Below are 20,530 nucleotides of genomic sequence, written 5' to 3'. Positions count from 1 at the left end.
TGAAGTTCATTTAATGCGTGCTTTTGCGGCAGTTTCTGTTACTATTTTTCATTTATCTCTTGGTAACCGGGCTTTATTTACTGATAAATCGATATTTACAACGACAACTGGTTTTGGGTATTTAGGTGTAGAAATTTTTTTCATATTGTCAGGATATGTAATTTGTTATTCCCTACCAGCCAATTATAATTATTCTAATACAACATCTTTTTTAGCGAAGAGGATAGTAAGAATTTATCCAGCATATCTTATTTCGATATTATTGGTGATTATTCTTAATTCACTTTCACATTATATTACCAATATCGAAAATCACTTAAGCATAATTGATCTGCTATCAAATATTTTTTTTCTCACAAATCTAGGTTTTGGCAATTATTTGAATGTAGTTTATTGGACACTGGGATTGGAAATACAATTTTATTTATTAATTGCATTAAGTTTCATGTTTATCAATAATAGCTACAAAGTTATGCTTTACCTGATCATATTATTGATTTTGAGTTCATTACCAAAAATCCATAATATGGATCTTGTTTTCCCAAATTTATCAGTATTTAGTATAGGTATATTAACCTTCTTTTATAAGATAAAACGGACGATAAATTTAAAAATCTTTCTTATACTTAGTGTGATTACCTTGATTCATATTTATTTTTTCTTAGGAATAGCAGTATTATTAGCAAGTTGTATTTGCCTTTTAATCCTACTTTTCTGGACTAAAACAAATGGGTTTATAAAGTTTTTCTCTAATATTTCATTTTCATTATACCTTATACACGTTACTATTGGAGGGAAGGTTATTAATCTAGGTTTAAGGTACGTTAGTACGCTGCAGGAAAGATACCTGTTGTTCATGAGTTCCTTTATAATCTCTATATTTCTATCTTACATCTTTTATTTGCTAATTGAAAAACCTACTCTTTTATGGTCGAAGAAAATAACCTATAAAAAAAATGTCACAACTTAAAATCGCTGTTATTGCTGATCCCTTTATTCCGGTTCCTCCTACCAATTATGGTGGAATAGAACGTATTGTTGATTTTTTAGTTACTGGATTAACAGAAAAAGGACATGAAGTTATTTTATTGGCACATGAAGATTCTAAGGTAGATGTTAAGTTAATCCCTTATGGGAAACAAGATGGTAAGCTTAAACATTTCAATAATATACTCAGGGTTAACGACATCAAAAAATTTAAACCAGATGTAATTCATAGTTTTGGTCGTTTAGCTTACTTAATTCCCTTTCTATATAGCACAATACCAAAAATCATGTCTTATCAGCGTGAACCGACCATTAGTCAAATCAAAAAGGCAATGCTTTTAGCGAAGAAGAATACGATAGCATTTACAGGTTGTAGCGCATATATAAGCAATCAAATATTACCTTTCGCCCCTGCAAATTCTATTTTTAATGGGGTTAATCTAGCTATTTATGATTTTGCTAAAGATATTGCTAAAGATGCTCCTTTGGTGTTTTTAGGAAGAATAGAACCTATTAAAGGAACTCATATAGCGATCAAGGTAGCGCTGGCTACCAATAAAAAACTGGTTATAGCAGGAAACATTCCAGATGAATATACCCGTTATTTTGAACAAGAAATTAAACCTCATCTATCAGAAAAAATTACTTATATCGGGCCGGTAAATGATCTACAAAAAAATAAACTTTTGGGTAATGCTTTGGCATTTTTAATGCCTATAGAATGGAATGAACCTTTTGGTATCGTAATGGCAGAAGCAATGGCCTGCGGTACGCCGATTATTGGTTTTAACAAAGGGTCGGTACCTGAAGTAATCATCAATGGAATAAATGGATATAGATGCGATACATTAGCAGAAATGATCAGCGCTGTTACTGATTTAGAAACTATCGATCGGAAAAAAGTTCGTGAGGATGCAGAAAATAGATTTTCATCTAAAATAATTATCTCCCAGTATTTAAATCTGTATCAATCTATGATAAACAATTTATGAATCTGATAAATAAAATACATAAAATTAAAATATTTCGTAAACTCGCAAAAAAAATATTTTTAGGTTTCCCTATAAAGCAGTCTTTTTATACTGGAATAATATTCATGGATGCTGTTGAGCATTCTTGGGCATGGACAGGAAAAAGAAGATACGAATCTTTCGATAAAGAGTTACAAGATAAGCTTTATGAAGTTTCATTATCTAAATCAAAATTTATAGATATTGGGAGTAATATTGGGGCAATCAGCTTAGGAATTTTATTGAGAAATAAAAATATAAATGTTATTGCAGTTGAACCTAATCCCTTTGCAATAAAATACTTTAAAAAATCACTTAAGAAAAACAAAGTATTAGATAGATGCTATATTATTGAAGCAGTGGTTTCTAGTAATAATATAGAAAAAGGCTTTGATATAACCGGGTCAGTTGTAGGTCATGTAGTAGATACGAGTGACTTTAAAGTTAAATCATTAATTTTTTGGGATTTCATAAAAGAGGTAGTGCATGATAATGAACCAGTTCTTATCAAAGTTGATATTGAAGGATATGAAACTGACATATTGAACAGTATTCCTCAAGATATTAGTAAACTAAAAAATTTAACTATAATTCTTGAATTGCATCCAAAAGGATTTAATAAAATTGGCGATCCTAACTTTTGCCTAAAACAGCTAAATGATTCTGGACTTAAGGCCTTTGATTTTAACGGTCAAGAAATAAGAAACGTGCAAGAAAATGAATTTTCTCAGATTATCGTTAACATTTAACTATGATTAATCAAGTAACACTTCAAATAAATATATCACCAGGAGATATAAATTATGCAGGTTTAACAATACCAGCTTTGGTAGCCAATCATTCTGATATAAAAAAAAGGCTTTTAATTGTAGATTGCTGCAGACCACAAAAAACAAAACTTGTAGATCCTGACTTAAAATTTCCTATTCATAATTTTGAAAAAAATGTTGAAAAAATAATCGAGATAAGTAAAAAGCTGTTAAAAGACAATATAGTTACCGAAGTCCATTATCTCTACCATGATAGTCCTCTATTTAAAGTTGTATCCAAAAAATATCTGAATAACCTTTACGATTGTACGCATGCCGCTGGTGGAACTGCAAATATGTCTTACTGGGTTGGTATAGAATTATGTAATAGTAAATATGTTTTACATTATGATGGTGATATAATATTATATCAAAAAAGCGATTATTCTTGGGTTGAAGAAGCTTTGAGTCTAATGTTAAAAGAAGAAAATGTTATAATAGCTGTCCCACGTCTTGCGCCTCCACCAAATGAAATAGATTATCCTTCATATCAAGAAGGTAGAGAAATAACTTCCTTTGAAAAATTTTGGATAAATGACTGGTTTTCAACCAGACATTTTTTATTAGACAAAGAGAAACTAAACAGCTTTTTACCATTAGTAATAGGAAAAGTTAAAGTAGAATTACTACTAAGGAAATATCTTAGGAGAGCTTTCCCAATTGATCCTGAAATGCTGTTATTTAAATCGCTTGGACGGAGGGGATGTAAAAGGCTTATACTCAAAAATAAAAATGCTTGGATTACACATCCTGCTGACAAACCAGAAAATTTCCTAAGGAATGTAAAAAAAATAATATCAGAAGTAAAACAGGGTAATTTCCCTTTAGAACAAATGGGCTATGAAAATATAAATTTAGATGCCTGGATAAATTTTATAGAAAATAAAGAAAGTGACTAAGAATATTGTTCTTATCACTTCAGGTCAACCATCTCTTAATCCACGCTTAGTTAAAGAGGCTGACTTCTTAACTCAACAAGGATTTCATGTTACAGTGGTTTATCAATACTGGAGTGAATATGCGACTAAGTTGGATCACAAACTATTAGCTAATAAAAAATGGAAAGCAATTCGTGTAGGGGGAACCCCATCAATAGATAAATTATACTATTGGAGTTTGCGGATTAGACATAAATCCTATGCTATTGTAGCACGGTATTTTTCTATGAAATGTGGCTTTGCCGAAAATACAATTGCAAGATCTAACAAATTGCTTTTAAAAGAAGGATTAAAAATAAATGCTGATCTATACATTGCTCACAATTTAGGCGCACTGCCTGTTGCCGTTAATGCAGCCAAAAAAAATAAGGCTAAATGTGGTTTTGATGCCGAAGATTTTCATAGGAATGAAGTCAGTAACGACTCTAATAACCCTGATGTTAGATTAAAAACATTTATCGAAGATAAATATTTAAAGCAAACAGATTATATTACAGTAGCAAGTCCATTAATCTACAAAGCATATAAAAGTTTATACCCAAATTTAAACCCTACTATAATCAACAATGTATTTGAGTTAAAACATCAGCCGAAGTTAAACTTAGGTACCAAAACAGGCTTAAAACTCTTTTGGTTTTCGCAGACCATCGGTAAAAACCGTGGATTAGAAGATATTATCGAAGCGCTTAATTTGATCAGTAATCCATTAATTGAATTGCATTTATTGGGGAGCTTATCAGTAGGAAATGCTAGTTATTTTAATCAGCTGGCACATTTTAAAATCAAATACTATAGTCCCATTTCTCCTGATCAAATCTTTGAATTGGCCGCTACTTTTGATCTGGGTTTAGCAATGGAACAAAATAGTCCACTAAATAGAGATATCTGTTTAACCAATAAAATTTTTACCTATTTGATTTCCGGACTTGCAATTATCGCTTCTGATACCCAAGCACAAAAAGAATTTATGACTTCAAACACCCTTATTGGTGAAATGTATCCAATAGGAAATGTCACTGCTCTAGCGAATATAATCACCAAATTATTTAACAATCGGGACTTATTAAATACTTACCGGAAAAATTCATACGAACTGGCAAAATCAAAGTATAACTGGGAAATAGAACAGCAAAAATTTTTATCCATTATCAAATCACTAATTAGTTGAAAAAGGTTCTAATTATCTCTCCCTATTTTCCTCCTATAAACGCGGCAGATATGCAGCGGATTAGAATTAGCCTCCCCTATTTTTCAGCATTTGGATGGGAGCCTACTGTAGTAATGGTAGATCCCAAATATACAGACCTGCCTACTGATATACTTCTGAATGAAGATATTCCTGCAAACATCAAAATTCACCAGGTAAAGGCATTACCAAAAAAATGGACGAGTAAGGTGGGTTTAGGTAGTATTGCTTTACGCGCTTTATGGTTCTATAGAAGAAAAGTTAACCAGTTGCTCAAGAAAGAAAAATTTGACCTCATCTATTTTAGCACTACGCAATTCCCTGTATTAATTCTCGGTGCCTATTGGAAGAAAAAATTTAGTATTCCATATGTTGTAGATATGCAAGATCCTTGGTATTCTACCTATTATGAAGATAAGCCAAAAGCAGAAAGGCCTGCAAAATATTGGTTTTCCTCTCGTTTAAACAAACATTTGGAACCTAGTGCCATGAACCATGTTGATGGTTTAATCAGTGTTTCACAGGCTTATCTGGATACGTTGAATAAACGTTATCCGCAGTTAAAATCATTGTCCCAACAGGTGATTACCTTTGGTGCTTACCAAAAAGACTTTGAACTGGCTCAAAAAAAACAGCATAAGTTTGAGTTGCCATTTCAAAAAACAGATGGTCTTACGCATTTGGTCTATGTAGGCAGAGGTGGTAATGATATGAGAGATGCGTTAACTTTATTATTTAAGGGCTTTAAAAAAGGACTGGCTGATCAATATGAACTTTTCAGTAAAATCAGGTTCCATTTTATCGGAACCAGCTATGCCCCGGCAGGAAAGGGCATTCAAACGATCATGCCCATAGCCGTTGTCATGGGCATTTCGGCATATGTGGAAGAGCAAACCGATCGCATCCCTTATTTTCAAGGTATTTTTACGCTTTTAAATGCAGATGGTTTAATAGTGATTGGCTCAAACGATGCCCAATATACAGCTTCAAAAATATATCCGTATATTTTGGCTGAAAAGCCATTATTGGCATTTTTTCATCCAGAAAGCAGCGCTGCTAAAATTATTAAAGAGTGTGAAGCCGGAGAGGTATTCTCGCTAAAAAATGAACATTTAGCAGTTGATGAAATTAGCCAAGAATTATATTTAATGCTTTCAGGAAAGAGAAAAATAATCATAAACTGGTCTGTATTTGAACAATACAGTGCTAAAAATCTGACAAAGAAACAATGTCAATTATTTAATAGCGTATTAGATGCAGGCAATCTACCGAACAATTAGTTTTATTAACAATCATCCGTTAGCCAAAAAAAAACTTATACTGGCTTACTATAGATTTTTTAAATGGCAATTCAATTCCATCATAAACAAAAATTTACAGCCTGTTAATTTTATTGGCGCTATTAATTTTTTAGCAAAAAAAAGATTAACAGGAATTACAGGAAATATCTATACCGGTCTGCACGAATTTAATGATATGGGTTTTTTATTGCATTTTCTAAAACAGGGTGACGTATTTTTTGATGTCGGGGCAAATGTAGGCTCCTATACATTATTGGCATCATTTCGTAAAGCGAAAACCATAGCATTTGAACCAATCCCAGAAACTTTTGAAATTCTCACAAAGAACATACAACTAAATAGTCTTCAATCTGATGTGACTTTGATAAACAAAGCTGTAAGTAGCAGGCATGGCGTTTTAAATTTCACAAACAATCAGGACACTACAAATCATGTAGTTAGACACTCTGATGAACAAACTACAGAAGTTGAAATGATATTGCTTGATGACTTTTTTGCAGAAGACAAACCTATCTTAATGAAGATAGATGTAGAGGGCTTTGAAACAGAAGTATTAAATGGCGCAAAAGGTTATTTAGCAGACACCTCTTTAAAAGCAATTATAATTGAGTTAAATGGTAGCGGAAATAGATATGGTTTTAAAGATGATGATATTCACGCTAAACTATTGAAGTATCATTTTAAACCTTATAGTTACAATCCCTTTAGCAGAATTTTAACTGAACTTAATACCTATGGTAAAGAGAATACCATTTATATAAGGGATATCGATTTTGTAAAAAAGAGAATTCGATCAAGTGAAGCATTTAAAATTTTGAACCAGGTAATTTAAAGATATATTAAACTTACACTATTTAATTAATTGAAGTCGCTCGCCATCATCGTCACCCACCCCATCCAGTATTACATACCTGTTTATCAGCAACTCGCAAAGGCATGCAAATTAAAGGTTTTCTACACTTGGGGTGAACAAGGCGCAGCATTGAAATATGATCCTGATTTTAAAAAACATATACAATGGGACCTTCCACTATTGGACGGCTATCCTTTCGAATTTCTAGAAAACACCGCAAAAGATCCAGGATCACACCACTATAAGGGTATAATTAACCCACAATTAGTTGAAAACATAAAAACCTTTAAACCCGATGCGATACTAATTTACGGCTGGGCTTATCAAAGCCATTTGGCTGTGATGCAGTATTTTAAAGGTAAGATTCCGGTTTGGTTCAGAGGAGATTCCAATCTTTTGGATGAAACTAGCAGGCTACGCAAAATACTAAGGAAATTATTCTTAACCTGGGTATATCAGCACATTGATTTGTCATTTTATGTTGGTAATGCCAACAAAGCTTATTATCAGGCCTTCGGTTTGAATGAAACAAAACTTGTTTTTGCACCACATGCAGTGGATAATGAAAGATTTTCAATTGATCAAGGACGGTCTGCGGAACAAATCAGAACGGAATTAGGCATAATGCGCCATGAAATACTAGTCTTATTTGCTGGCAAATTTGAATCAAAAAAAAATCCGTTACTCCTCCTGAAGGCATTTTCTGAAATTACATTAGATCACACTCACTTATTGTTTACAGGAAATGGAGAACTAGAAGCCCAATTAAAAGAAAGTGCCCAGCTGCATCATGAAAAAGATAAATTGCAGAAGGTGCATTTCATGGATTTTCGCAACCAAAGCCTAATGCCAGCCGTTTACCAGGCTTGCGATTTATTCTGTTTACCTTCGCAAGGCCCGGGAGAAACCTGGGGTTTAGCCATTAATGAAGCGATGGCTGCGGGTAAAGCTATTTTGGTTTCAGATAAGGTAGGTTGTGCACAAGACCTTATCATAAAAAAGAAAAACGGAGATATATTCACTTCCGGAGATCTAACTGACCTCAAGAATAAACTCAAGTTTTTATGTACAAATAGGGAAAGTTTATTTGCGATGGGACAGATAAGTAAAGAAATTATTCAAAACTGGACTTTTAAACATCAGGTTAACGTATTGATTAAAACATTAAATGACTAAGCACATCTATTATATTCTTTTATATATACCCTACCTGCTTAGCATAGCCCTGCGGTCGTCACCACACACTTCCTATCTCATTGCGTGGTTTGGTTCGTTCTTTATCTTTTGGGTCTGTTTTAAGGGAATCATTAAAAAACTTCCAAATGACCTTCCCCTGTTTGAACAACTATTAAGACCAGTATTTTTCCTGCATGTAATATTTGCAGGTTATATGGCTTGTACCTCGATATTTTATTATGTCAATACACTCGGATATGAATATTTCAGCTATGTTGGAAACCAAGAGTTTATGTTAGATGATATTTATAAATCAACTGCCCTCTGCCAGCGTTATTATGTACTAGGTCATGCCGCACTAATTCATGGCATTCTTGCAGGGATGAATTATCCACAAGAAAAGAAATACCATGTTTACGCACCATCCATGAGTAACTTGTTATTGGGTATTTCAGTAGTGTGTTTACCCTTAGGTTACTTATTCTCTAAAATTGGCAGTTTAAACCAATTTAGCATTCAGTTAAACGGACTAAGTTTTGTAGCAGGTAGTATTGCACTCGCCTTTGCCATTCGTGAAAATAAAAGAGTTAACTTTTTGGCATCAACAGGGCTATTTATATTAAACGTCATGGCGGCACTAAGTTCTGGATTTAAAGAGCCTATTATTGTATGCGTATTGCTCCTGGGCGTTTTTCTCCTGCCGGTTTATGGCAAAAAAGTATTGCCCGTGCTGATTCCAATCTTGATCTTATTATTTTTTGTACTGCCTACATTTATTGGAAACTTTAGAAAACTCTCATCTGAAGGAGCTGATGCCACCGTTGCCAGAAATAAAAGTATTGATAGAATCTTAAATAATGATAACCTGACGGATGATTTGCAGGAAGATAACTGGGCCTTTTTAACTGGTCGGTTGTCTGAGATCAATATGTTTATTAAATATACACAGTCTACTCCTTACTATATTCCCTATTACAAAACAAACCTGATCAAAAATGCTATACAAACCATTATTCCCCGAGCATTCTGGCCCGGAAAACCTGATGTAGAGCAGATGGTGATGGATCGGGTATATGCTGCCCGGGTAGTAGACAGAGAAAGTATTGTTTCTGCCAAGCCAGCATTTATTGTAGATTGTTACCTTTCTTATGGAGGGATTGGCATCTGGATCGGACTGTTTTTATATGGATATATCGCCCAGAACCTTTCAGCACTTGCAGAGCGAATGTTTGGTGGCTATTTTATGGGAACAGCTGTGATGTTTGCAGGGTTATTTCAAATTTTGTGGAGGGGAAACAGTTTCGAATTTATCGCTAATGCTGTTTTTTGGAGTTTGATGACCATGATGATTTTTCAAATGTATTTTAAAGCTAAAGGAATCCTCTATAAAACCAATTAGTCTTTTGAAAATTATTCACATTACAGCGTCCTACAAACCCGCCTATATTTATGGTGGACCTATCCAAAGTGTAAGTAAACTCTGTGAAGCCATCATGGCCGATTCGCATGATCTCCATTTAGAAGTCTTTACCACAACGGCTAATGGACCTGATGAATTACTAGTGGAAACCAAAATACCGATAACAGTTGATGGTGTTAGGGTAACTTATTTCGATAGATGGACGAAAGACCACAGCCATTTCTCGCCAGGCTTGCTCAGAAAATTGAGAAATGTGATTCAGCAAGCCCTGTATGAAAATGAAAAACTGATCATTCATATCCATGCTTGGTGGAATTTAGTAGCTGTGTTGAGTTGCTTTATTGGAAAATGGTACAACATTCCTGTTGTCCTGTCGCCAAGAGGGATGCTCACCGATTACAGTCAAAATAACCGACATGCCATTATCAAAAGTTTTTTTCATCGCCTGATTGGAAAACGCCTTTTAGAATACTGCCATATCCATGCCACCAGTACACAAGAAACAGAAAATATTCAAAGCATAATTCAACCTAAAACCATAACCGTTATCCCCAATCTTGTAAATATTCCAGATAATATCTTCAATCTGGATAAACTGCACATGGATAAGGTAAGTCTAGAATCAGTTGATACCTTTAAAATGATTTTCTTATCACGGATTGAAGAAAAAAAAGGCCTGCCCCTACTTTTTAATGCTTTGGCCAAAATTCAAATGCCATTTACCTTAACCATAGCAGGTACAGGAGAAGGTGAATATATAACAAGTTTAAAAAAGCAGGCAAATGTCCTAAAAATTAATGGGCGAATTAAATGGGTTAGCCAGGTTTCTAATGATGAAAAGTATAAACTGATGATGCAACATGACTTACTCGTACTGACATCTTATAACGAGAATTTTGCTAATGTAGTAATTGAAAGCCTGAGCGTAGGTACTCCGGTTTTAATATCAGATCAGGTTGGTTTATCTTCATATGTTGAAACAAAGCAATTGGGATGGGTGACCACCTTAAATCCCAATGATATAGTTCAATCCATCTCCGATGCTATTTTAGATGCTGAAAAACGAAATCTGATTCGCACACAAGCACCAGCGGTTATCGCAAATGATTTTAAGGACGCTGTTCTGGTTCAACAATATTTATACCTTTATCAAAATACGGCAAATTGAAAAGTCCAATCACGGTCATTATTCTAACCTTTAACGAAGAAAACAACATTGTTGACTGCTTAGAAAGTGTAAAAGACTTTGCAGCACAAATCTTCATCGTCGACTCCGGCTCAACAGATCAGACGCCAGAAATTTTAACTAGATATCCGGTACAAGTTTTTCATCACCCTTTCGAAAATTATAGTCAGCAACGCAACTGGTCATTAAAAAACCTGCCTATAAAAACTGAATGGGTTTTGAACCTGGATGCAGATCAGCGGTTAACAGACGAATTTAAAGCAGAAGTTCACCATCACCTGAGCAATGGAAAATTAGAAAATATAAATGGGTTTTTAGCCAGTAGAAAAACCATGTTCATGGGCAAATGGATCAAATATGGTGGCCACTACCCTACTTATCATGCCATGACTTTCAGGCTGGGTAAAGGACAATGCGAACAAAAACTATATGATCAGCATTATTTGGTAGAAGGCAACACGATTAAACTTAAAGGTGACGTAATTGACTTAATTACCGAATCTCTGAGCACCTTTACTTTAAGACATGACAAATGGTCAACACTGGAATCTATCCAACAATTTGACAGCGCGAATTCTTCTACTGAAACCATTATAGGAAAATTAAAAGGGGATGCAATGCAAAGGAGAAGATATTTTAAAAATTTGTATGAAAGGCTCCCACTTTTTGTAAGACCTGTTCTTTACTTTCTGGTACGATATTTCTTCCGTTTAGGATTTTTAGATGGAAAGCGAGGTTTGATCTTCCATTTTTTACAGTGCTTTTGGTTTCGATTCTTGATTGATGCTAAAATTTATGAACTTCGTAGAACAAACAAACAAATCATTCAGTAACATGAACGACACCACCGCTATAGAAGCCAAAAAACAAGCAGATAAAAAAGCCATCAAGTTCATCGTGATATTATTTATCCTGTATATTCTGTTTAGTCAGGGAAATTTGTTCATGTTTAGTGTAATGACGCCATCAGGGCGTTTTTATAACCCCTATATTGCCGAGCATTTCGATTACATTCAAGGTTTAAAAAGTGCACTGATTAAACCTGCCGTATGGATCATCAAATTATTTGGTTTCTATGCCATTCACAATGAAATGGACGTTTTAATTATCAATGGCCCCTATTTAAGAATCAATTATTCCTGTCTGGGTTTAGGTGTAATGAGTTTTTTGGCAGCTTTTGTACTCGCTTTTCCTGCACCTTGGAAATCAACGTTTAAAATGCTATTCATCGGACTCATTACCATTTATATTTTAAACATCCTGAGGATAGCGGGTTTGGGTGTACTATTTGCCTTCTTCCAGAGCCAGCGTAACTATTTTGAATACCATCATGAGATCTTCAATGTAATTGTATATATCATTATATTTATCATGCTCTATATCTGGATCAAAAAGAACACTAGAAAAGTTAGTCTTTAGTCTTTAGTCTTTAGTCTTTAGTCTTTAGTCTTTAGTCTTTAGGTCAAATTAGATTTAAATAAAAAGGTTTGTTAAAAACACAATTACAGAAAAATTTTGATACAGGAAATTTTCAAATCGGGGCTTCGGGTTTGAAACAGTTGCTTTGGTATTTTACTGATGCGTTTTTCTTCCGAAGTAAAATGATACCCTTTAGCAATATGCTTGTTTTTTTTCTCAGGGCATTTGGCGCTAAAATTGGCAAGGATGTACGCATTAAACCAGGCATACAGATTAAATACCCCTGGAAACTTGAAGTTGGCGATTATTCCTGGCTGGCAGATTGTTATATTGAAAACCTGGATTGGGTAAAAATCGGTAATCATTGTTGTATCTCTCAGCAAGCCATGCTGATGACAGGCAACCATAACTATAAAAAAATAAGCTTCGATTTAATGACTTCGCCTATTATTTTGGAAGATGGTGCCTGGGTTGGTGCAAGGGCATCGGTATGCCCAGGAGTGAAGTTTTATACGCACTCTATACTAAGTATGGGTAGTGTGGCGATAGGTGATCTTGCAGCATACAGTATTTACCAAGGGAATCCAGCCGTGAAAATCAGAGACCGGATATTTCATTAAATTTGATTTAAAAACTAACAAAAAAGCCACAATAAAGTGGCTTTTTTGTTTTTACAAACCTCGAATCTAGATTTAAGGCAATTATACGCCTAATTAAAATAAGTAAGGTATATCACATGTTAGTCAACAACAAAGTCTTATCTTCGGTTAAAAATATGCAGCTGTTAAACTTCGTAGTTGGCACTACGTGTTTTTTTCTTCTTTTATTTTCTGTGCATTTGTTTTTTGCAAAAAAAGGAAATAGAAGACAAAACATGTTGCTATCGGCTTTATTCTTTGCCCGGTTTGGGCAAATTTTAACATCTCTCCTGATGATCTCGGGTCATCAAAATTCTTTGCCTTTACTTTTTCAAATCTTTGTACCCCTGTATTTTGCAGCTCCAGCTTGTTTTTACCTCTACATCAAGGGGTTTATCCACAATCGTAAAACTTTAGCCTGGGATGAATGGCTTCATTTCCTGCCAGCACTATTGGCGGTTATCCATGTAATCCCATGGCCACACTTAGCTCCACTTAACTGGGATATTATTACCAAACAATTCTGTGAAAATGGATACCTTTCATTGCATGCTAAAAATGGCTTGTTTCCGTCCTATTTTCAATATATTGTACGGCCGCTCCTAATTATAAGCTACCTCGCCCTCAGCTGGTATGCTGTTATCCGGTCTAAAATAAGTGAGCGAATAAATATAGATGACCCTGGAAGAAACTGGATTTTGTTTCTGCTGCGGGTAGCCACATTTTTTCAGTTAACCAGTTTAATTCCAATCGTATTAAGGAGTATGAATATCCCGATTTACAATACTTTTTTTATCATTTTAAATTGTATAGTACTGTTGGTTATTCTCATGTATGCGCTTCACCATCCACACTTTTTTTATGGTTACCTGCTTGTTGCCACCGATTGGAATCAAAAAGATACCTTAAATAAGAGTTCTGTTCCTAAGCCTATATCAGATGATAACCAATTGCCGCTGAGAATTCTTCCACCAGAAGTTACAGCGCTTACTCAAAAGAAACTCAACCTACCCATTCAACAAATATCGCTCTACGCAGTGTTGATTAAGGATGCGATGGAAAAGGAGCAGCTTTATCTTCAGCCTGATTTGCAGATCATTGATGTGGCTAATCTGGTAAATATACCTGTTCACCATTGCTCATATGTGATCAATAACCACATTGGAAAAAATTTCAGAGATTGGATTAATAGTTATCGGATAGATCACTTTCTAAAAGAGTATCCACTTCAGCGGGAAAAAAAGACTATTGAAGCCTTGGCAAAGGAATCTGGTTTTAAAAGTCAGGCTACTTTTTATAATGCTTTTAAGAAAGAGAAAGGTGCTATGCCCACCAATTATTTTTTAAAAAACCAGGCTGATCGCTCTCCTTAAGACCAATTCGTATAACGATTGAATGGTTAGAGAGATATAAGCCACTATAAATGGCTTCTCAAGCTATATAAATTAACTTTGATGCTTGATATTGCATTTAAAACTTATTTGTTTTTTGCAATAAGCATAACAATTAGATGTAGCATATGAAAGCAGATACTGAAAATCATTTATTTTTACAACCGCTCTTTAATTACTTAGCGCAAATTCATCCGCTTTCTGAGCCATTTATAAACCATCACAAAAAGAATTGTGATCACTTACAAATTAAAAAAAACAAATTCATACTCTCTCCAATAGATAACAATGACTCCATTTACTTTTTGGTTAAAGGCCTCTTGAGGGCTTTTATAAGGGAAGGAGAGAATGATATTAGTACCCGGTTTGCTTTCGAAAATCAATTTATTGAAGCCATGCAAAAACCAGGGCATAAATCAAATTACTCCATTGAATATTTGCAGGCATTGGAAGATTGCGAGCTCATTCGCATACCTTATAAATTGATCGATTTCCTTAACAAGAATTATTTGGAAACACAGATTATTAACAGGAAACTACTGGAAAGAAGCTATCATGAGGCATTAGAAAGATCTCTTCTGGCTAGAATACCATCCGCCTTGGGCAGATATTTAAAGTTTGAAGCTAGCCATCCAGGTTTGAACCGGATCCCGCAGCGCTATCTTTCCAGTTACCTGGTCATGCGTTTGGAAACATTAAGCAGAATTAGAAATAAAGCGCTTGATACCAGACTTATAAAAATGACATAGAAGCATAGCTTCTTTTTTTACAATTTCCTTCTAAGCACTTCAATAAACTAGAACAATACAATGATTTTTCTGGGATAAATTATTTTTATTCCAGAAGTGTCTTACGCAATCAAAGACATCCATACTTAAAACCTTTACGGTTAAAAACTTCCCCTGTCATTCATATAAATCATTGGTAGAATTACGATAGTTACAGATTAAATACCTGTGTACCATCAGTATATTTACCCGTTTTTATCCCATTAAGGCATTTCTGCCTTTTATTCAAAAACCCTCCTAAAAGCTTTGGTGTTGTTTTCGCAATCACCCTCATTAAATCTTAACTAGTTTACCTATGACAGAGAATGAATTTTCCATCAGCGTGAAAGCACATGCCAAATCACTTATCTCGCATGCGCTTAAATTCACCAAGGACCTCGACGATGCGAATGACCTCGTTCAGGATACACTTGTTAAAGCTACCCGTTTTGCTTACAGGTGCGATTATCAAACCAACACCAAAGTCTGGCTTTTCGTAATTATGCGAAATACGTTTATCAATAATTATCATAAAAACGTTAGGCACCGAAGTCGGGTAGTTCGTGAAGATGAAGTTTCGGCAGGTCAGATGACTTATAGCGCTGCTGCTAATGGTGCTGAAACCAGTTTTGCCATGGACGACATTAAGAAAGCACTGAATAGCCTCCCTAAGATTTATTCCGTACCCTTTATCAGGTATTTCGAAGGGTATAAGTATCAGGAAATTGCCGACGAACTAAATTTACCATTGGGTACAGTTAAAACCTATATTCATCATGCCAGATTAAGATTAAAAAAGCTACTTAAGCAATACAATTAGAATGGTAAAGCTTAAATTCCAAATCGGGCATACTGAATAAATCATTCAATATGCCCGATTTTCTTTTAGTAAAAACTAAAAATCCTTGAGTATTATAATTCTTTAGGTGTAATGCCCATTGATTAAATAACAATATCTGAGATGGTAGGTGTCTCGCCAGTTACTGAGCCTGTATTAACCTGCGGTGTATTCTCATTATAAGAAGTCTCCAGGTGACTCAGGTATATTTTCAAATTTTGGATCTTTTCCCTTACCACTTCCTGCTGCGCCGCAGAATGCTCCGGAGCGCCATCCATAGCATTTAATACATCTACAGAATAATCCATAAAGTCTTTCAAATTTTCTGATAAAAGTTCTTTCTTTTCAATCATTTTAATATTGCTTTTTTATGAATAACAGGAAGAATAGAAAAAGGTTTATCGGAAAATTAATTCAACTTGAACTCCACCAATATTATTGCTTAATACTATTTATTTAGGTATGAGCAGTATTGAAATATCTAGTTTAATTTGCTTTCTATGTAACATTTTTGTATATTTATGTTCACCACAAAATTATAAGCCTATAAATAAAGACCTACTTAAATCATTATTAGAATCGTATCGCCTATGAGAAATTATGTTTTGGGAATCTCCGGTCTATTATTAATTGCAACTTGCTCCGTTTTTACTTCATGGAAAAATAGCGACACTAGGAAGGTTACGCAAAAGAATTTGGAAGAAGCTTCCTTAGAAACTGCCTATATCCATCATGCAAAATCACTTTACCAATCGGCACATTTAAAAGATTCCGGTCTTGCCTTTCCTGTGTTTGAAAAAGCACTTACTGGTTTTTATAATTTGAAGAAAGCTGGCCTGCTTTCTGACCATGCACTTTTAACCATTGCTGATTTTGACCAGCCCAGCACCCATAAGCGGCTATATGTATTAAACGTTGAGCAAAAAGATGTGGTTCTGAACACTTGGGTAGCCCACGGACAGCGAAGTGGTGAAGATCAGGCGGTAACGTTTTCGAATCAAAACGATTCGTTTACGAGCAGCATTGGATTTTTTGTTACCGGCGAGGAATACCAGGGTACACATGGCCGCTCATTAAAATTAGATGGCATGGACCCTGGCTTTAATGACAACGCCAGACTTCGTTCTATCGTGATTCATGGCGCTCCATATGTAAGCGAAGGTACCATTGCTGCTTTAGGCCGCTTAGGTAGAAGCCAGGGATGCCCTGCAGTCTCTCCTGAACTGGCTGATGCATTGATTTCTTCACTTGGAGAAGGTAGTGTACTTTTCATTAACAGATCTGCAGAAAAATACTCTTCTTCTTACTTAAATGAAGATAGTGCGTACCTGGCCGTTATGCCTGAAATGAAAAACAATAATCTCTACGGCAACAACATTGATTAGCTTCTGAAAAGATGTGTATATAATACGGCATCCAATCCATAAATATCCTTTGCAAATTTCAGTTCGCCCGCTGTATTCCGCCAACAGGTAAAATAGCTAAGGTATACTGGAATTTGCTTTGGAAGCGAAATATTTTCAGCTTTAGGATCTTTACTCATCATTCCGGTACTGATTCGGTCAAACTTATTTCCGGTACCAAAAAGTGCTTTAGCCAATTCCTCTGGCTGCTCTACCCTTACGCAGCCATGGCTTACCGCCCTAACAGGTTGATTAAAGGCGGCTTTAGCTGGTGTATCGTGCAAATAAACACTACTTTGGTTATTAAACAGAAATTTAATTTTACCAAGTGAGTTATCATCACCCGGACGCTGTTTAAAAGTATAGGTTTTGCCAACATCAGCTGCAGACCAGTCAATTGTTTCTGGATCTTCTACCAGTTTTCCTTTATAAAACACATCGATATTTTTATTACCCAAATAATAACGATCTTTTGCTGCGTATTTGGCAATCTCATTGCTTGCAATACTTTCTGGAATATTCCAAACTGGATTTACCTGAACACTATGAATCAAACTTTTAAGCTGTGGCGTTTCCCTGTTAAATGGTCGGTCCTTCTCTAGTTCATTATCATCATATTCAGTTAATGAAGGAGCCATATTTTGGTTCCGTCCTTCACCCACGCATACTTTCATGGCTAAAGAAACCTGGCCCTTTTCAATCACCTGTAATTGAAATTCGGGAATGTTTACCCATACATACTTATCTTCTGTAGGGTTATTCTGCCAGCGCAAACGTTCCAGGTTTACAGCAATTAATCGCTTGCTTTCTTCAGCAGAACGACCGGGTGCAAGCGTATGCTGCTTCAAGGCCTGTTGCAACATTTTATAATCTGCCCCCTGAGGCTGAATGCTATCTAAAAAGGTATTCAGGTTTTTAGTTTGATAAGGTTTTCTAAAACTCAATGAATCCGGCCTTTTGGTCTTGGTGTAATATTGTGCATAAATCTTTCGCGGACTAACCAACCCAAATTCCATAGCCTGACTATAGGTGGTAATGGTATAACTTGCGGCGAGTTCAAGATCAATAAGCGTTTGATAAGCCGCATCCAAATCTTTTACTTCAGACTTCTGATAAATTTTTTCCAGAATGGATTTAAATTTCGAAACCTTAAATTTTTCGGGAGATAAACCATGATCTTCAACCTGGGCAATGACATCTACCGCCTTTAAAAGCCCGCTATCTGGAAAATATTTCTCAACCAATATAGGTTCATATTGATGAGCGGCATATAAGGCATCAGTAAATTTAGGATTTTGTAGTGTTTTGGAACGGCTAGCAATTGCCAACTTTAATTTCTGCCCAAATTCTTCCATATCAATCTGACTAAAGATTTTGTTTCCGGTTTCTTTAGCCAGATGAGCACCAACCTGGGATTTATTTTTTCTGCAACTTGTGATAATAGTTAAGCTGAATAATGTCAGCACCAATAAGCCAGTTAAGGCCGGCTTTTTAAAACTCCATAAATACATGCGGATATAATCCCATTTATGTAGTATTTGTTTTACCAATTTTCATTTAACTAAAAATGAATGGATACATACAATTAACTTGCGAAGTTTCAAAGGCCAAGAGCTTAGTAGAACTTCGCCAGTTTTAAATAAAGCAATGCTAATGACGGATTTTTATATTTCGTCATTGCGAGTTGGCTTTTTTGCCTACGAAGCAGTCTATTTTAACGAATCAAATTGCTTCACTCCATTACTAAGCCCTACCCTTCAGTTCGCAATGACGGGTTTCATATTCCAAACGCTACATTCAGACTGACGAAGTTTCCCCTGCACACCATTCCACCGAAACTTCGTAAGTCGAGTTATCAACTTGCGAAGTTTCAAAGGCCACGAGCGTAGTAGAACTTCGCCAGTTTTAAATAAAACAATGCTAATGACGGATTTTTATATTTCGTCATTGCGAAGCAGATTCTTCATCTGCTGAAGCAATCTCCTTCATAAATTTCACAAAGTAGATTGCTTCACTCCATTACTAAGCCTGCCCTTCAGTTCGCAATGACGGATTTTCATATTCCAAACGCTACATTCAGACTGACGAAGTTTCCCCTGCACACCATTCCACCAAAACTTCGTAAGTCGAGTTATCAACTTGCGAAGTTTTAAAGGCCAATAGCGTGGTAGAACTTCGCCAGTTTTAAATAAAGCAATGCTAATGACGGATTTTTATATTTCGTCGTTGCGAGTTGGCTTTTTTGCCTACGAAGCAATCTATTTTAACGAATCAAATTGCTTCACTCCATTACAAAAGCCCTACCCTTCAGTTCGCAATGACGGATTTTCATATTCCAAACGCTACATTCAGACTGATGAAGTTGTCCCTGCCACACCATTCCACCGAAAGTTCGTAAGTCGAATGATCAACTTGCGAAGTTTCAAAGGCCAAGAGCGTGGTAGAACTTCGCCAGTTTTAAATAAAGCAATGCTAATGACGGATTTTTATATTTCGTCAACGCGAGTTGGCTTTTTTGCCTACGAAGCAATCTATTTTAACGAATCAAATTGCTTCACTCCATTACTAAGCCCTACCCTTCAGTTCGCAATGACGGATTTTCATATTCCAAATGCTACATTCAGACTGACGAAGTTTCCCCTGCGCACCATTCCACCGAAACTTCGTAAGTCGAATGATCAACTTGCGAAGTTTCAAAGGCCACGAGCGTAGTAGAACTTCGCCAGTTTAAGAAACCAAGCATCAATCCATTAAATCTATTTCAGACTGACGAAGTTTCCCCTGCACACCATTCCACCGAAACTTCGTAAGTCGAATGATTTAATTGCGAATTTTTAATATTCATTAAATCTTCATTTAGGATGTAGACATTTATGGAACAATTAACAAGGTTTAATAATTTATAAACTATAAGAAAATGAAAGCAATTAAAGTTTTAATGATCGCCCTAGTAGCAGCTTTTACTGTAAACACAGTTAGCGCACAAACTAAAACACCTGCAAAAGCAAAAGCTGATACTACACAGGTTAAAAAAGTGAAAAAAGCACATGGTAAGCACGCAGCAAAAAAAGCTGAAGCTAAAAAAGCCGAAGTAAAAAACTAGTACACAGCACAAATGAAACCAACAGCATGTCCACCTTGAATTAAGTTTCAAGGTGGACATGCTGTTATATAGCTATTTTAGCTGCTTAAAGATAAATTACTAAAA

General features: G+C 35.4%; 20 protein-coding genes. 18 read left to right on the top strand and 2 right to left on the bottom strand.

Translation table 11 applies throughout. The features are described 5' to 3' along the window. The first annotated feature begins 13 nt into the window (after nt 1-13). The 16 genes from EV200_RS22180 (at nt 14) to EV200_RS01015 (ending at nt 15,901) form a co-directional block, all read left to right on the top strand. Nucleotides 14-970, top strand: a complete 957-nt coding sequence (locus EV200_RS22180; protein ID WP_373287836.1) for an acyltransferase family protein — start codon at nt 14-16, stop codon at nt 968-970. Further along, complete coding sequence (locus tag EV200_RS01085) at nt 957-1,979, top strand: glycosyltransferase family 4 protein (RefSeq protein WP_132528978.1); 1,023 nt, start codon at nt 957-959, stop codon at nt 1,977-1,979. The genes EV200_RS22180 and EV200_RS01085 overlap by 14 nt, the downstream gene beginning before the upstream one ends. Continuing rightward, complete coding sequence (locus EV200_RS01080; protein ID WP_132528977.1) at nt 1,976-2,746, top strand: FkbM family methyltransferase; 771 nt, start codon at nt 1,976-1,978, stop codon at nt 2,744-2,746. The genes EV200_RS01085 and EV200_RS01080 overlap by 4 nt, the downstream gene beginning before the upstream one ends. A 2-nt stretch (nt 2,747-2,748) precedes the next feature. Continuing rightward, entirely contained in the window at nt 2,749-3,705 is a 957-nt protein-coding gene (locus EV200_RS01075) for a hypothetical protein (protein ID WP_132528976.1), read from the top strand. Continuing rightward, nucleotides 3,698-4,912 (top strand): glycosyltransferase family protein, encoded by a 1,215-nt coding sequence (locus EV200_RS01070; protein WP_132528975.1) that lies wholly within the window; start codon nt 3,698-3,700, stop codon nt 4,910-4,912. The genes EV200_RS01075 and EV200_RS01070 overlap by 8 nt, the downstream gene beginning before the upstream one ends. A gap of 50 nt (nt 4,913-4,962) precedes the next feature. Beyond that, entirely contained in the window at nt 4,963-6,210 is a 1,248-nt protein-coding gene (locus EV200_RS01065) for a glycosyltransferase (protein WP_165877831.1), read from the top strand. Further along, nucleotides 6,185-7,063, top strand: coding sequence for an FkbM family methyltransferase (locus tag EV200_RS01060; protein WP_132528973.1), 879 nt, complete (start codon nt 6,185-6,187; stop codon nt 7,061-7,063). Before EV200_RS01065 ends, EV200_RS01060 begins: the two co-directional genes overlap by 26 nt. Before the next feature lie 30 nt (nt 7,064-7,093). Then, nucleotides 7,094-8,260 carry a glycosyltransferase family 4 protein gene (locus tag EV200_RS01055; RefSeq protein WP_132528972.1) on the top strand — a complete coding sequence of 389 codons (1,167 nt, stop codon included), beginning with the start codon at nt 7,094-7,096 and terminating at the stop codon, nt 8,258-8,260. Continuing rightward, nucleotides 8,253-9,659 carry an exosortase Y-associated Wzy-like protein gene (locus EV200_RS01050; protein WP_132528971.1) on the top strand — a complete coding sequence of 469 codons (1,407 nt, stop codon included), beginning with the start codon at nt 8,253-8,255 and terminating at the stop codon, nt 9,657-9,659. Before EV200_RS01055 ends, EV200_RS01050 begins: the two co-directional genes overlap by 8 nt. A gap of 4 nt (nt 9,660-9,663) precedes the next feature. Further along, on the top strand, nt 9,664-10,848 hold the full coding sequence (locus EV200_RS01045; RefSeq protein WP_132528970.1) for an XrtY-associated glycosyltransferase XYAG1: 1,185 nt from the start codon (nt 9,664-9,666) through the stop codon (nt 10,846-10,848). Further along, nucleotides 10,845-11,699 (top strand): glycosyltransferase family 2 protein, encoded by an 855-nt coding sequence (locus EV200_RS01040; RefSeq protein WP_132528969.1) that lies wholly within the window; start codon nt 10,845-10,847, stop codon nt 11,697-11,699. The genes EV200_RS01045 and EV200_RS01040 overlap by 4 nt, the downstream gene beginning before the upstream one ends. Further along, nucleotides 11,662-12,285, top strand: a complete 624-nt coding sequence (gene xrtY, locus EV200_RS01035) for an exosortase Y (protein ID WP_165877830.1) — start codon at nt 11,662-11,664, stop codon at nt 12,283-12,285. Before EV200_RS01040 ends, xrtY begins: the two co-directional genes overlap by 38 nt. 68 nt (nt 12,286-12,353) lie before the next feature. After that, nucleotides 12,354-12,905, top strand: coding sequence for a WcaF family extracellular polysaccharide biosynthesis acetyltransferase (locus EV200_RS01030; RefSeq protein ID WP_132528967.1), 552 nt, complete (start codon nt 12,354-12,356; stop codon nt 12,903-12,905). A 335-nt stretch (nt 12,906-13,240) separates the two neighbouring features. Further along, the gene (locus EV200_RS01025) at nt 13,241-14,296 is read left to right on the top strand and encodes a helix-turn-helix domain-containing protein (protein WP_188754089.1); all 1,056 of its coding nucleotides are present in this window, start codon (nt 13,241-13,243) and stop codon (nt 14,294-14,296) included. 146 nt (nt 14,297-14,442) lie between these two features. After that, complete coding sequence (locus EV200_RS01020) at nt 14,443-15,063, top strand: Crp/Fnr family transcriptional regulator (RefSeq protein ID WP_132528965.1); 621 nt, start codon at nt 14,443-14,445, stop codon at nt 15,061-15,063. Nucleotides 15,064-15,397: 334 nt separating this feature from the next. Beyond that, nucleotides 15,398-15,901 (top strand): RNA polymerase sigma factor, encoded by a 504-nt coding sequence (locus EV200_RS01015; RefSeq protein ID WP_132528964.1) that lies wholly within the window; start codon nt 15,398-15,400, stop codon nt 15,899-15,901. A gap of 122 nt (nt 15,902-16,023) precedes the next feature. Here the strand turns inward: EV200_RS01015 and EV200_RS01010 are convergent, their stop codons facing one another. After that, on the bottom strand, nt 16,024-16,272 hold the full coding sequence (locus EV200_RS01010) for a hypothetical protein (protein WP_132528963.1): 249 nt from the start codon (nt 16,270-16,272) through the stop codon (nt 16,024-16,026). Between the two features lie 237 nt (nt 16,273-16,509). Between EV200_RS01010 and EV200_RS01005 the strand changes: the two genes are divergently transcribed. Further along, nucleotides 16,510-17,304, top strand: a complete 795-nt coding sequence (locus EV200_RS01005; protein WP_132528962.1) for a murein L,D-transpeptidase catalytic domain family protein — start codon at nt 16,510-16,512, stop codon at nt 17,302-17,304. Here EV200_RS01005 and EV200_RS01000 read toward each other — a convergent pair. Further along, complete coding sequence (locus EV200_RS01000; protein WP_229676709.1) at nt 17,301-18,872, bottom strand: L,D-transpeptidase family protein; 1,572 nt, start codon at nt 18,870-18,872, stop codon at nt 17,301-17,303. The two genes, EV200_RS01005 and EV200_RS01000, sit on opposite strands and share 4 nt — an antisense overlap. 1,367 nt (nt 18,873-20,239) lie before the next feature. On the opposite strand from EV200_RS01000, the gene EV200_RS00995 reads away from it, so the two are divergent. Further along, a complete protein-coding gene (locus EV200_RS00995; protein WP_029286619.1) occupies nt 20,240-20,425 on the top strand; it encodes a hypothetical protein in 186 nt (61 codons plus the stop codon). Nucleotides 20,426-20,530: the final 105 nt, after the last annotated feature.

This window comes from Pedobacter psychrotolerans (genome assembly GCF_004340665.1).
In the GTDB taxonomy this organism is placed as follows: domain Bacteria; phylum Bacteroidota; class Bacteroidia; order Sphingobacteriales; family Sphingobacteriaceae; genus Pedobacter; species Pedobacter psychrotolerans.
The sequence above is the reverse complement of the archived record's forward strand: the minus strand, read 5'-3'. Positions and strand labels throughout refer to the sequence as shown.